Here is a 13,184-nt window from a genome sequence, read left to right as displayed (position 1 = left end):
TAATAGTTATCATTATCTTTCTTGAACCATCTTTCCACCTTCTAATCGAAATAAGTGATCTGCATATTTAAAGATACGGTCATCATGTGTAATGATGATACATGCACTTTGTTGAGCTTTGACACGCTCCTGAATCGCCTCAATTACTTGAACTGCACGTTCGAAGTCAAGACTAGCCGTTGGTTCATCAGCTAATATTAATGATGGTTCATTCATAAATGCTCGTGCAATCGCGACACGTTGTTTTTCGCCACCTGATAAGCTTTTAGGATATTGCTTTGTTCGGTGTGATAGTCCGAATGTGTTCAATAAAGATTCGGCTCGATGTGCTGCTTGCTGCTTATCCATATGATTTTCTAATGCAACATGCATTAACTGTTCTTTTACTTTTAAGAAAGGAACTAAATGAGAAGCTTGAAAGATAAATCCGATCTCACTTAATCGTAATTGTGTCAGTTGTTGTTGATTTAATGAGATAATTGATTGCTTGTTGATACGTACGTCTCCACTTGTTGGTTTCAGTAAAGCACCTATGATTGTGAGTAACGTACTTTTCCCTGAACCAGAAGGGCCATATAAACAGACCACTTCACCTGGCTTTACTTCTAAATTAATATTGTTTAAAACGGTAACCTCAGTATCACCTTGTTTAAAAGTTTTTGTTAATTGTTCCACGTGAATCATATTATTCTCCTCCAATAGCTTGAATAGGATCTATTTTTAGTACTTTAATAATGGATAATAGGACGCCAATAAAAGCTACTAATAAAAATAGGGCTGCTAATATAAATATCAGATCACTATTTAAATAGAATGGCATAGTGGGTGGTAAGAAATTATTGATAATCATTATGATTCCAATCGCTAAAGCTACGCTTAGTGAAACAATAATAAATACTTCCTGAATTAACTTGAAGATAAGTTTTTTATGACTTGTGCCAATTGCTTTTAAGATGCCGTATTCAGTTGTTTTTTGAATCGTAATGATATAGAAGAAGACGGTGATAACAATTGCTGAGATTAAGAATAAGAAGAATACCATTAAATTCAGTGGCATTTGTTCAGCTTCGTAACTCGGAATGGCTTTCATGGCATCGGTAGGTGTAATGATTTTTGAATGTTTTAAATGTGCCTTCAAATCTTTGAGCTCAATTTTATCTTTTAACATATCTTCCGTCAGGATCGCTGTATTAATCGCATTATGAGGGACTATCTTTTGATAAGTACCTTGATTTACAAGACCTACTGACATATGTGCATACATTTGATATTTATCAAATTGCTTTATATTTAAGGTTTCTTTACTATCAACTACATTTAATTTGTCGTTCACTTTATAGTTTTTACTCATATGCAGATCTAGTGCAATCTCACCATCTTTCGGTAATGCATGAATGTTTGATATTGTTGTAAGTAAGAACTTATCATTATTCTGTACTTTAATCGGTTGCATTTGAACGAGTGGGATATGATTGTCCTTTAATACTTTCACGTCTTCTGGATGAATCGGTGCATTAAGTAGGTTATTATCAGCATCATCTGAAACAACGAAATATTTTCCGTTCATGTGCTCAATGAATGAAATATTATCTTTTCCTAATCCTTGTGCTAAACTTGAAACAAATAATACGAGAAATGCAAGTAGAAATATGATGGCTGCAACCAAAGCATATTTTAGCTTATAATAAGAAATTTCTTTTAGTGCTAAATTCATTTTTATCACCTTTCTGTTTTGTTGATAGCTCAATATTAAAACAGTAATATGAACAGAATATGAACTAAGGAGAAAAAATATGAAAAATAAAATTTTAATCGTGGATGACGAACAAAGTATTAGAAATGAAGTGGTCAGTAGCTTTCAAAAACATCATTATGATGTGCTAGCTGCAAAAAATGGGGAAGATGCGCTGTATTTGCTTGAAGGAAATAATATTGACCTATGTGTAGTAGATATTATGATGCCCGGTATGAATGGCTTTGAACTATGTGAAACGATTAAAGAAAGTTATGAGATTCCGGTCATCATGTTGACAGCACGCGATGCTTTAGGGGATAAACGTGTTGCATTTGAGGCGGGTAGTGATGATTATTTAACCAAACCTTTTGCATTTGAAGAACTATTATTTAGAACAAATGCAATCTTAAAACGGTATAACAAAGATATTTCGGCGATACAATTCGGAAACATAGAATTGGATCAACAAACATATGAATTGAATATTGGTAAAGACACGTTATATTTACCACGAAAAGAATTTGAATTGTTATACTATCTTATTAAAAATCATCCGAACATTGCAACACGTGCACAACTGATTGATGCAATATGGGGACTGGACTTTGAAGGGGATGAACGTACAGTGGACGTTCATATAAAACGTATTAGAAAAAGGTTAGACGCTTATGATACTGCATTAGAGATCATAACAGTTCGTGGTGTTGGTTATAAGGTGCAACATGTTTAGACACTTATCAACACGCTTTATTGTTGCGACACTTCACGTTATGTTTCTTAGTGCTGTCATTGCATTTGCTATTTCAAATATGTATTACCATACAACGTTAAAAGCTCAAAATGATGAAAGATTAACGAAAGTATTGATGACGCAAAAAGACTATATAGAAAAGCATCCAAATATATCAGCTGACGACTTCTTTCAACAACTTGCACAACTGAATTTTCAGGTGCTGACTATCGATAGTAATCATCATAAGAAAAGTTATGGAACACAATTTAGAGTGGATAATTTAGAGCTGAATCAACTTAAACTTGATTCAGACAATATTTATCATGGTATAAAGCATCGACCTTTTAATTTATTTATAACCGGATTCTTTGACAACGAATCAAGGAATACGGTCGGAACTGAAATGAAAATTAATCAACAGTCATATCATGTATTTATACGACCTGATGTAGGTGAAAGCATGCATGAATTCAGGTCGTTTTTAGCAATATTGTTATTACTAACAATCATCCTCTCAATACTCTTTGTATTTCTTTCATCAAAATATATCGTGCATCCTGTCACTGAACTGAAGAAAGCAGCGCAACGTATAGGTGAACAGAGTGGATATCAAATGAAAGTGAATCGTAAAGATGAACTAGGTATACTAGCGCAAGAAATGAATGAGATGAGTAAAAAGATTAAACAACATGAAGAAATCAATCAAAGGTTTGTAGCAAATGTAAGCCATGAAATACAATCTCCAATAACAAATTTACTTGGTCAAATAAATAAATTAAAAGAAATTCAGAACTTAAGTTTATTGAATCAAATTGAACACCAATCAACGAGATTGAGCGGATTAACGAAACAGCTCTTACTATTAGCATCAATCGAACAAAACAAAATCTCTATAACGAAGCAAGCATTTAATTTTAAAGTACTGATTCAAGAAGTCATACGAGATAATATGTATACCATTAATCAAAAAGATATTTTCTTATCAACGCAATTAGAAGACGTTATCGTCAGCGGAGATAGAGATTTGTGTTATCAAATGATTACTAATATATTATCAAATGCGATTAAATATAGTCCAAATGACAGTGAAATTCATATCGAGTTGAAAGAAGAACACAACAATAAGTTATTTACCATTCAGGATCATGGATATGGTATGACGGAGGAAACGCAAAAGATGATCTTTGAGCGCTTCTATAAATCCAATGTCAATGAAGATAATGTTACTTCTAACGGACTAGGGATGGCAATCGTAAAAGAAATACTAGATGTACATAGGTTTGCTATTTCCATTGAAAGTACGCTAGATAAAGGTACTACGATTATTATTGACCTACAATAAAATAAAGCGCTGCACACTTTGTTAGTGTGCAGCGCTTTATTTTATAAATTTACTATGCTTCATATTTAAAGATTGTACGGGTTATCCATTTTTCAATTTCAATTAAGATAAATACCGCAACCCCAATCCCAATCGGAATCATCCATTGTGATAGTGTAAGTGGTGCAGTCTTTAAGATTGTATTTAAGAATGGGACATACGTAATGAGTAATTGTAGTGCAATGAGTAGACCAGAGACCATAAATGCCACTTTATTCTTAAAGAAATCTTTATTAATTGCGAACTGGTTTAAGTGCCTACAATTGAATAAGTGGAAGATTAACGCAAAGACAAGTGACTGTAATGTAATAGTATTCAGGATAGTTTTATCTAAATCCATGTGTTTTAAATACATATTAGCAAGTAATATACCGCCTGCGACGATAAATGATACGAGCAATATTCTAAACAAGAAATATTTGCTGAGTAATGGTGTGGATTTATGTCTTGGCTTTCTTTCCATTGCACCAGGTTCAAGTGGTTCAAAAGCAAGCGCAAATGATATCGTAATGGCAGTCACCATGTTCACCCATAATACTTGTACAGGTGTGAGTGGAATAGAAATGCCGAATAAAATCGCTGCTAAGATGAGTAATCCTTGCGACCCGTTAGTCGGTAGAATAAATAGAATTGTTTTCTTTAAATTATCGTATACACGACGACCTTCCTGTACAGCACTGACAATCGTTTCAAAGTTATCATCTACGAGAATCATGCGCGCTGCATCTTTAGATACTTCAGTACCTTTAATCCCCATCGCAACACCAATATCAGCACGTTTTAAAGCAGGTGCATCATTGACACCATCACCTGTCATCGATGTAATTTCATCATGATGTTGTAAAGCTTTAACGAGTTGTAACTTATTCTCTGGACTCGTTCTGGCAAACACGTCATATTCAATGGCGGAAGTATACAGTTCTTCTTCAGTCATATGATCAAGTTCGCGACCTTCAATCGCTTTCGTACCATTACCGATACCGAGTTGTTTCCCAATCGCCATCGCTGTTTCTTTATGGTCACCTGTGATCATTTTTACAGCGATACCTGCTTTTTGACAAGCGCTGACTGCTTTAATTGATGATTCACGTGGCGGATCAATAATACCGGCAAGACCCAGAAGTGTCACACCACTTTCTAAATCTTTATGGCTGATTGTTGTTGTATCTTCAGGCATATCTTTGTATCCTGCAGCAATTAGGCGTTTTCCTTCTTTAGCAATTGTGCTGAGTTTATCTTCCCACACACGTCTTTCTTCAGTGTTTGTAAAGACTCGATCAAAGATTCTATCTGGGGCACCTTTAATGTATATACGCTTCTTTCTTTGATCTTCTACGAGGTAGGCCATGTATTTATAGCGTGAGTCGAAAGGAATCTTATCGATTGCAGGTAAGTTTGGGATTTCCAAATTTGTCTTATGAACAAGTGTCATTAAGCAACCTTCTGTCGGTTCACCAGTAATTTGGTAATGGCCGATTTCATCTTGAGAAAGACGTGCCTCATTGACTGTTTTGACACATGTTAAGAACTGATATAATGCCTGCTCTGTTTCAGGTGTTTCTTTGTATTTGGGGATAATTTCACCGATGGGTTCATAACCGGTTCCAGTGACTTCATAATGATTATGCAATAAATCAATCGACGTTACTGTCATTTCATTTTTCGTTAATGTTCCGGTCTTATCCGTACAAATTACGGATACAGAACCTAATGTTTCAACAGAAGGTAAGTTCTTTACGATAGCATTGTTCTTTGCCATCGATTGTACCCCAAGTGCCAATATGATTGAAATAACAGCAGGTAAACCTTCTGGAATGGCACCTACGGCTAGTGCGATTACTGAAAGTAATAAGTCTCCTGCTGGATAGTGATGGTATAGCAGACCAAATAAATAAATTGCAATCGAGATGACAACGATACCGATACTGACAGACTTACCAAATTGACCTGTTTGTTGCATTAGCGGTGTCGTCACTTGTTCTGTTTCTGCCATCGACTGATTAATCTTACCGAGTTCAGTGTCGCTACCAATTGCAACAACGATACCGATACCAGAGCCTGATGTAATCGAAGAACTTGAATACGCCATGTTCTTTCGGTCTCCGAGTACAGCATCAGCTTCTATGGGTGGCGTGTGTTTTTGTACAGCGACAGACTCGCCGGTTAATGCCGACTCTTCAATCTTTAAGTTATTCGCTTCAATGAGGCGTAGGTCCGCAGGGATTTTTTCACCTGATGATAAAATAACGATGTCTCCAATTGTCAGTTGTTCACTTGGAACAGTTTGACTGCGACCATCACGAACCACTACGGCCTCACTCGTCATCATATTGCGAATACTTTCTAGTGCTCTTTCAGCACGTGATTCTTGAACATAACCAATAATTGCATTAATAAAAGCAACGAGAATGATAACAGACATGTCTAAAAAGTGTCCTAGTAACCCTGTGATTGCTGCTGCAATCAATAAGACATAAATTAAAACGTCATTGAAATGTGCTAAAAACTTTATGATTTTTGGCTTTTCTTTTTGCTTAGGCAGTGTGTTTGATCCAAAACGATTGAAATTCTGTTCGACTTGATTGCTTGATAAACCATTGTCTGGAGAAGAACTAAGTAATGAAATCGTTTCGTCAACAGAGAATTGATGCCAATTTTTATTTGTCATAACGAACATCCCTTTACGTGTATTATTACTTTAATCGTAACTGATATATGATTATTATTCTAACGAAAGGGTGGAGTAATTATTATTTATATTGAAAGTTTGTTAAATTTATGACAGTTATTCAGTTGATTACTTTCAGTGAGTTGATCAATCCAACGGCTAAAGAAAGTTTTTGCAAAGGGTTGCCATTTAGAAATGACATTGTCATTTGAATTGTTATAAGAATAGTAATGTTCAGGTAAAGCTATCTTAATGCCTTTATTACAATCACGTATATATTCAGTATGGAGGGTGTTTGCAGCATATTCTAAATGTCCATTAATGTATAGATCTTTGTTATCTTTAGAAACTAATATATCTGCACCGTATACTGGATGTGAACTTAAAATAGTTAAGTCTGTCTTTTGTTTAATGGCGTGTATATCAATATTGGTATATCGTGATTGAGGTACATGGTAGGATTGATAGCCTTGTGTTAAAGCATGTTTCTCTAATATATCGTATTCATATACACCGAAAAGTTTTTGGTGATTAAAAAATGGTGTTTTATCAAGATGATACTCACTGTATAACGCAAATTGAGCGCCCCAGCAAATGAATAAACGGTGATGTTGCTGACGTTTTGACCATTTAAGTATTGATTGTAATTCATTGAAGTAATCAACCGCTTTGAAGTCCAAATGTTCTACAGGTGCGCCAGTTATGATGAATCCTTGGTAAGTATTCAGTTTGGCTTCATCGAACGAGATATAATGTTTTTCAACATATTGTCTTTTCAAAGTGCTTGTCTTATGGGTTTTTAAATATAAGAAATCAATATGTGCATCTTGCAATTGGCGTCTTAATTGCAATTCAGTTTCAAACTTATTAGGCATCAAATTGACGATAAGAATGCGTTTAAAAGGAGATTGATTTAACTTTATAGCCATTTATATCACTCTCAATCCGCGCTCTAAATCTGCGATAATATCATCAATATGTTCGATGCCTACTGAAATTCGAATTGTTTCTGGGCTAACCCCTGCTGCAAGTTGTTCTGCTTCAGAGAGTTGTGCATGCGTTGTTGAAGCAGGATGGATAATCAGTGATTTTGCATCGCCAACGTTGGCAAGAAGAGAGAAGAGTTCAAGTGCTTCGATAAATTTTTTACCTGCTGCTTTTCCACCTTTAACGCCGAATGTAAAGATTGATCCTGCACCTTTGGGTAAATATTTTTCCTGTAATGGTTTATACGGGCTGTCTTGAGTACCTGCATATTTTATCCACTCTACTTTGTCGTGATTTGATAAAAATTCAATAACTTTCTTTGTATTTTCAACATGACGTTCTACGCGCAACGATAACGTTTCTAAACCTTGTGCCAGCAAGAATGCATTAAACGGAGAAAGGGCTGCCCCTGTATCACGTAAAAGCGTTGTACGTAATTTAATCGCATACGCAGCTTCTCCAAAACTTTCTGTGAAGACTAGATTATGATAACTCGGCTCCGGCTCAGTTAATCCTTTGAATTTACCACCTGTCCAGTCAAACTTTCCGCTATCAACAATGACACCTCCAATCGATGTACCATGACCACCAATAAATTTTGTGGCAGAGTGGACAACGATATCAGCGCCGAATTCGATTGGACGACATAAATATGGCGATGCAAAAGTATTGTCAACAATTAATGGAACATCGTGTTTATGGGCAATTTCAGCAAGTGCTTCTAAGTCTTCAACATTACCCTCAGGGTTACCAATAGTTTCAACAAAGATAGCTTTTGTATTTTCTTTTAATGCTTTCTTTACATTTTCAAGAGAGCTCGTATCAACAAGTGAAACTTCAATTCCAAACTTTCTAAACGTATGTTCGAACAAAGTATGTGTGCCGCCATACAGACTTGTTGTTGCAACGATATGATCGCCGCTATTTGCTATATTCTGTATAGCATATGTAATTGCAGCCATTCCTGAAGCTACAGCAACTGCAGCGACACCTCCTTCAAGTTCTGCAACACGGATTTCAAATGCAGCAGTCGTTGGATTAGTCAAGCGTGTATAAATATTGCCGAATTCTTTTAAACCGAATAAATTAGCAGCATGATCGGTATCATTAAAGGTAAAAGACGATGTCTGATAAATAGGGAGCGCGCGCGAATTTGTTTCTTTGTCAATCACTTGGCCTGCATGTACTTGTTTTGTTTCAAATCTGTAGTTATTTGTCATAATAAAATTCCTCCTAATATTGTTTAAAAAGACATAAGAGGAGCAAAAAAATGAGTCTACCTCAAAGAAGTAGACTCATATGCTCATCTTTCAGGTTATACCTGCTGGAATTAGCACCTAATTGAATAGGTTGCTGGGTTTCATAGGGCCAGTCCCTCCACCACTCTGGATAAGTAATATTCAGTTGTAATAATTACGAACTATTCTAAAACAAGATTTCCGAATTGTCAAATAACTTTTTAATCATTCTTTAGTTTCTCAATGTATTCATTTAATTTATCTTGATGTTCTTGAGAAATTTCAGGAAATTCAGGATTCAATCTTTCAATCGTATCAATCATCACCTCTGTTACAATACGTCTTGTATGCCACTCGTCGTCAGCGGGTAAGATGTACCATGGACTATGTTCAGTTGAAGTAGCTTCAAGCATTTCAGCAAATATCTTTTGATAATCATCCCAGTACTCACGTTCTTTAACATCATTGAACGAAAACTCCCAGTTCTTATCTTTATTTGTCATACGTTCTAATAGTCGATCACGTTGTTCATCTTTAGACATATTAAAGAAAAACTTGATGACTTCAAATCCATTTTCAGTTAAATAACGTTCGAAGTCATTGATTTGTCGGTAACGTGTCTGCCATATAGATTCATTGGTATCATCTTGAGGTGTTTCATATTCTTCTACTGAATCGTGAATACGTGGCGCTAACACATCTTCATAATATGAACGATTAAAAATACCGATTTGACCACGCTCCGGTAATCCTTCGTGATAACGCCATAGGTAATCATGTTTTAAGTCTGTTTCGTTTGGTTTACCAAATGAAGTCGTCTTAAGACCTTGCGCACTTAAGTTAGAGAATATATAACTAATCACCTCATCCTTACCCGCCGCATCAAGTGCTTGCAGAACGACAATGATGCCATTTTGTTCAGCAGCATGAAGTTTAAGGTGTAAGTTTTCGAGATGTTTTGTGAGTTCTGGAACAATATTTTCTTTTATATGATCGTTATTCTTTTTTTCATCTTCACTGGACTTAAAGTCATCAAAGTTAAATGTTTTATCTGGTGAAACTTTATATTGATTGATATCCATGCATATCCCTCCATTTTTATTACTTTCTTCCCTAGTGAGAGGAAAATAAACAGAGAGAATGGAGTTGCAGGATTTAATCGCTAATATATTAATGAATTATTTCAATCCATCGTGTATAACTTTTATATTATGTTCCATCATCTTAAAATAACTGTCACCATCTGTACCTTGCTTGCCAATTGAATCTGTATAGACTTTGCTGGTGATAGGAACATGTGTCGTTTCACTTAAGGATTTCATACTGCGTTGGTCAATACTTGTTTCAACAAATAGTGATTTTACTTTGTTTTTCTTAACATAATCAACTGCTTGTTTCATTTGTTCAGGTGTCCCTTGTTTATCGGTATTAATTTCCCATATATATCCGTGATTGATATGATAATCACGTGCGAAGTATTTAAAGGCACCTTCGCTTGTAATTAAATGTCTTCTAGATTTCTCAATATCTTTAAATTTGTTTTTATATTTTTTGTCGAGCTGATCTAAATTTTTAGTATATAGCTTTGTGTTATTATCATAAATTTTTGCATGTTGCTTATCAGCCTTTTTAACGGCAGCAGAAATATTTTTAACATATTGAATACCATTTTGAATGCTGAGCCATGCGTGAGGATCAAGTGAGGATTTATCGTGCTTCATATTAAGATAAATAGGTTTTACACCTTTGCTTGCTGCAACCACTGCTTTCGATGATAAATCTTTATCAGCTTGTTTTAATGCTTTTTGGAACCAACCACTGGCAGTTTCTAAATTCAATCCATTATAAATAATGATATCTGCATCAGTAATCGCTTTAATATCTTGTGGCTTTATTTCGTACTCATGAGGATCTTGTCCGATAGGCACGATATTAGTGACCTGTGCCTGTTTACCCACTACTTGTTTTGTCATGTCGTAGAGAATAGAGTTGGTTGTCACAATTTTGAGTTTGTTCGTATCCTTCTGACAGCCTGCCAGTAAAAATGTGAACAATGTGATTGATGCAATGATTGATATTATTTTTTTCATTATTAAACCTCCGTAAATTTATTGTGCAAAGTATCTTATTTGTATATGTTTTGAGCAGAATATTACTGCGTATATGATGCTGGCGCAAATAACAATACAGGCGCCACTTGGAACATTCAATAGATAGCTTATATACATTCCGCTTGTAGCACTGATTAATCCGAAAAGAGCAGAAAGTATCATCATGCTATGCAGGGACTTCGAAACTAAATAAGCGCTTGAAGCAGGGGTAATGAGAAGTGCTACAACAAGAATGATACCGACAGTTTGTAGGCTGATAACAGTAATTAATCCGAGTAATAACATCACAGTATAATGCCAAAACTTGGGATGTGTACCATTCATCTGACTGAATACAGGGTCAAAGGTGGTCATTTTTAAAGGCTGATAGCAAAAAATGATAAATAAAATTGTTAATATACTTACACCAATGGATGTCCACATCGCTTCACGAGTGACGGTAAGTATATTGCCGAACAAAATACTATAAAGATTAGTTGTTGATTGTATCGAACTGATGATAATCACACCGATTGAAAAAAGACATGTAAAGGTGATGCCTATAGCAGCGTCGTTCTTTGTTTTTGAGTGCGTTGTGATCGTTCCGATAATAAGACTGGTTACTAATCCTGAGATTAATGCTCCTATAAACATGGGGATATTAAGTAGGAAACTGATGGCAACACCGGGTAATACAGCATGGCTCATCGCATCTCCCATAAGACTAAGACCACGTAATGTTATAAGACAGCCAACAATACCTGAGACAATACCAACTACAGATGCTGTAATTAGTGCTCTAAGTAAAAATGGATAACTCATGAGTTGTGAATAAAAGTCAAGCATCTGCGTTACCTCCTGCTTGTAAAAAGGTTTTTGATAAATTTTCTTGCGTAAGAGTATTTTGGGTAGGTCCATAAGCGACGATTGTTTGATTAAGCATAATAATTTCATCGAATAATAAATGAGCTGAATTTAAATCATGATGAATGATAAAAATAAGTTTATTGTTACGCTTGATTTCAAATAAACAATCCCTTATGATTTCATAACTTTTATAATCTATTCCGACAAAAGGTTCGTCCAGCAGATATATGGATTTTTCCTGCATTAAACTTCTTGCCAGTAGAACGCGTTGTAGCTGACCGCCACTTAACTGGTCTAAAGACTTATGTCTAAATGCAGTAAGTTCCATTTTCTTTATCAATGCATTTGCTTTATCAAAACCAGATGTCTTTTTAGTATTACTTGCACCATATAATCCCGATAAGATAACATCTTCTACAGTGATAGGGAAGGTAAGATCAATAGATGATTTTTGTGGAACATAGCTACATAAGTGTCGATTAGAGTGCAGTGGCTGATTGTTGAAATAAGCATTTCCGGAATGCGGGATAAATCCGAGCATTGATTTAAATAAAGTTGATTTTCCAGCCCCATTAGGACCAATGATACCGATTATCTTACCTGTTGAATGTTGTGTATAATGAATATGAGACAAGATGGTCTGATGATTCATCACAACATGTAAATCATTAATTTGAAACATAACATCACACTTTCTGTAATTTTAAAATAAAGTTTAGGCAAACCTAAACTTTAGTTTAATAGTAGTAGTAAATCAGGAAAAATTCAAGACCATAATTGTGTGGATTTTGTGAACATAGTTGAGAAGAGGGATATAATGCTGACAGAAGAAAAGGAAGATTATTTAAAAACAATCTACTATCACAAGGGAAAAGATACTTTTGTTTCAAATAAAGTTATTGCAAATGCTATGGCAATTAAACCACCATCAGTGTCGGAAATGATGACAAGACTTGAAAAGGAACAACTTGTAGAAATTAAACCTTATAAAGGTGTGAAGTTGACACCATTAGGTATGAAAGAAGTTATAAGATTATTGAAGAGACATCGACTGATTGAATGTTTCTTGATAGAATCTTTAAAATATAATTGGGAAGAGGTTCATGCAGAAGCGGAAGTACTAGAGCATAAAGTGACTGATATGTTTATTGAGCGACTCGATGAAATGCTCGGATATCCGGAGTTTTGTCCTCATGGTGCTAGAATTCCTAGAGGTGAAGATATAGAAGAGTTTAGTGATAGCATTTTAAATTTAGAAGAGCAACAAACCTTTACTTTAAAACAAGTAGAAGATGAAGTTGAACTATTGAAATATTTATCAGAACATCAAGTGAGAGTAAATGATCAGTTAAAAATAATGAAAAAAGATGAATCAAATAAAATTATATATATCAAAAAAGGTAAGCATGAATTTGTCTTAAGTTTTGAGAATGCAGAAAAGTTATTCTATTAAAAAAAGCGTGAAGCAGAGCTTCACGCTTTTTT

Annotated in this window: 12 protein-coding genes and 1 riboswitch; of the genes, 3 read left to right on the top strand and 9 right to left on the bottom strand. The window is 35.0% G+C overall.

What is annotated here, in order from left to right; all coding sequences use genetic code 11:
• Positions 1-12: 12 nt before the first annotated feature.
• Both ACMGE6_RS03850 and ACMGE6_RS03845 read right to left on the bottom strand, forming a co-directional pair.
• A complete protein-coding gene (locus ACMGE6_RS03850; protein WP_414054501.1) occupies positions 13-684 on the bottom strand; it encodes an ABC transporter ATP-binding protein in 672 nt (223 codons plus the stop codon).
• A gap of 1 nt (position 685) precedes the next feature.
• Positions 686-1,714, bottom strand: a complete 1,029-nt coding sequence (locus tag ACMGE6_RS03845) for an ABC transporter permease (protein WP_414054500.1) — start codon at positions 1,712-1,714, stop codon at positions 686-688.
• Positions 1,715-1,793: 79 nt separating this feature from the next.
• Here ACMGE6_RS03845 and ACMGE6_RS03840 point away from each other — a divergent pair, with 79 nt between their 5' ends.
• Entirely contained in the window at positions 1,794-2,465 is a 672-nt protein-coding gene (locus tag ACMGE6_RS03840) for a response regulator transcription factor (protein WP_414054499.1), read from the top strand.
• Positions 2,458-3,810: a HAMP domain-containing sensor histidine kinase gene (locus tag ACMGE6_RS03835; RefSeq protein WP_414054498.1), complete on the top strand. Its 1,353-nt coding sequence runs from the start codon at positions 2,458-2,460 to the stop codon at positions 3,808-3,810. The genes ACMGE6_RS03840 and ACMGE6_RS03835 overlap by 8 nt, the downstream gene beginning before the upstream one ends.
• A gap of 52 nt (positions 3,811-3,862) precedes the next feature.
• Here the strand turns inward: ACMGE6_RS03835 and ACMGE6_RS03830 are convergent, their stop codons facing one another.
• The 7 genes from ACMGE6_RS03830 to ACMGE6_RS03800 all read right to left on the bottom strand — a co-directional run bounded on the left by ACMGE6_RS03830 (position 3,863) and on the right by ACMGE6_RS03800 (position 12,381).
• Positions 3,863-6,517 (bottom strand): cation-transporting P-type ATPase, encoded by a 2,655-nt coding sequence (locus ACMGE6_RS03830; RefSeq protein WP_414054497.1) that lies wholly within the window; start codon positions 6,515-6,517, stop codon positions 3,863-3,865.
• A gap of 86 nt (positions 6,518-6,603) precedes the next feature.
• Positions 6,604-7,446 (bottom strand): homoserine O-acetyltransferase/O-succinyltransferase family protein, encoded by an 843-nt coding sequence (locus ACMGE6_RS03825; RefSeq protein WP_414054496.1) that lies wholly within the window; start codon positions 7,444-7,446, stop codon positions 6,604-6,606.
• Positions 7,447-8,724, bottom strand: coding sequence for an O-acetylhomoserine aminocarboxypropyltransferase/cysteine synthase family protein (locus tag ACMGE6_RS03820; protein ID WP_414054495.1), 1,278 nt, complete (start codon positions 8,722-8,724; stop codon positions 7,447-7,449). It lies immediately after the preceding gene.
• Between the two features lie 80 nt (positions 8,725-8,804).
• A riboswitch (SAM riboswitch) is annotated at positions 8,805-8,900 on the bottom strand.
• 63 nt (positions 8,901-8,963) lie between these two features.
• Positions 8,964-9,824 (bottom strand): PPK2 family polyphosphate kinase, encoded by an 861-nt coding sequence (locus ACMGE6_RS03815; protein WP_414045235.1) that lies wholly within the window; start codon positions 9,822-9,824, stop codon positions 8,964-8,966.
• A 96-nt stretch (positions 9,825-9,920) separates the two neighbouring features.
• The gene (locus ACMGE6_RS03810; protein ID WP_414054494.1) at positions 9,921-10,832 is read right to left on the bottom strand and encodes a metal ABC transporter solute-binding protein, Zn/Mn family; all 912 of its coding nucleotides are present in this window, start codon (positions 10,830-10,832) and stop codon (positions 9,921-9,923) included.
• Positions 10,833-10,850: 18 nt separating this feature from the next.
• Positions 10,851-11,678 (bottom strand): metal ABC transporter permease, encoded by an 828-nt coding sequence (locus ACMGE6_RS03805; RefSeq protein ID WP_414054493.1) that lies wholly within the window; start codon positions 11,676-11,678, stop codon positions 10,851-10,853.
• Positions 11,671-12,381 carry a metal ABC transporter ATP-binding protein gene (locus ACMGE6_RS03800; RefSeq protein ID WP_414054492.1) on the bottom strand — a complete coding sequence of 237 codons (711 nt, stop codon included), beginning with the start codon at positions 12,379-12,381 and terminating at the stop codon, positions 11,671-11,673. The genes ACMGE6_RS03805 and ACMGE6_RS03800 overlap by 8 nt, the downstream gene beginning before the upstream one ends.
• 135 nt (positions 12,382-12,516) lie before the next feature.
• On the opposite strand from ACMGE6_RS03800, the gene ACMGE6_RS03795 reads away from it, so the two are divergent.
• Positions 12,517-13,152, top strand: a complete 636-nt coding sequence (locus ACMGE6_RS03795; protein ID WP_414054491.1) for a metal-dependent transcriptional regulator — start codon at positions 12,517-12,519, stop codon at positions 13,150-13,152.
• Positions 13,153-13,184: the final 32 nt, after the last annotated feature.

Source organism: Macrococcus equi, from assembly GCF_047426745.1.
Classification (GTDB): Bacteria; Bacillota; Bacilli; order Staphylococcales; family Staphylococcaceae; genus Macrococcoides; species Macrococcoides equi.
The sequence above is the reverse complement of the archived record's forward strand: the minus strand, read 5'-3'. Positions and strand labels throughout refer to the sequence as shown.

Coding starts and splice junctions, on each gene's coding strand:
- ACMGE6_RS03835 (WP_414054498.1), top strand. CDS start 2,458: ATGTTTAGACACTTATCAACACGCTTTATTGTTGCGACACTTCACGTT.
- ACMGE6_RS03810 (WP_414054494.1), bottom strand. CDS start 10,832: ATGAAAAAAATAATATCAATCATTGCATCAATCACATTGTTCACATTT.
- ACMGE6_RS03830 (WP_414054497.1), bottom strand. CDS start 6,517: ATGACAAATAAAAATTGGCATCAATTCTCTGTTGACGAAACGATTTCA.
- ACMGE6_RS03850 (WP_414054501.1), bottom strand. CDS start 684: ATGATTCACGTGGAACAATTAACAAAAACTTTTAAACAAGGTGATACT.
- ACMGE6_RS03820 (WP_414054495.1), bottom strand. CDS start 8,724: ATGACAAATAACTACAGATTTGAAACAAAACAAGTACATGCAGGCCAA.
- ACMGE6_RS03815 (WP_414045235.1), bottom strand. CDS start 9,824: ATGGATATCAATCAATATAAAGTTTCACCAGATAAAACATTTAACTTT.
- ACMGE6_RS03845 (WP_414054500.1), bottom strand. CDS start 1,714: ATGAATTTAGCACTAAAAGAAATTTCTTATTATAAGCTAAAATATGCT.
- ACMGE6_RS03800 (WP_414054492.1), bottom strand. CDS start 12,381: ATGTTTCAAATTAATGATTTACATGTTGTGATGAATCATCAGACCATC.
- ACMGE6_RS03805 (WP_414054493.1), bottom strand. CDS start 11,678: ATGCTTGACTTTTATTCACAACTCATGAGTTATCCATTTTTACTTAGA.
- ACMGE6_RS03840 (WP_414054499.1), top strand. CDS start 1,794: ATGAAAAATAAAATTTTAATCGTGGATGACGAACAAAGTATTAGAAAT.
- ACMGE6_RS03795 (WP_414054491.1), top strand. CDS start 12,517: ATGCTGACAGAAGAAAAGGAAGATTATTTAAAAACAATCTACTATCAC.
- ACMGE6_RS03825 (WP_414054496.1), bottom strand. CDS start 7,446: ATGGCTATAAAGTTAAATCAATCTCCTTTTAAACGCATTCTTATCGTC.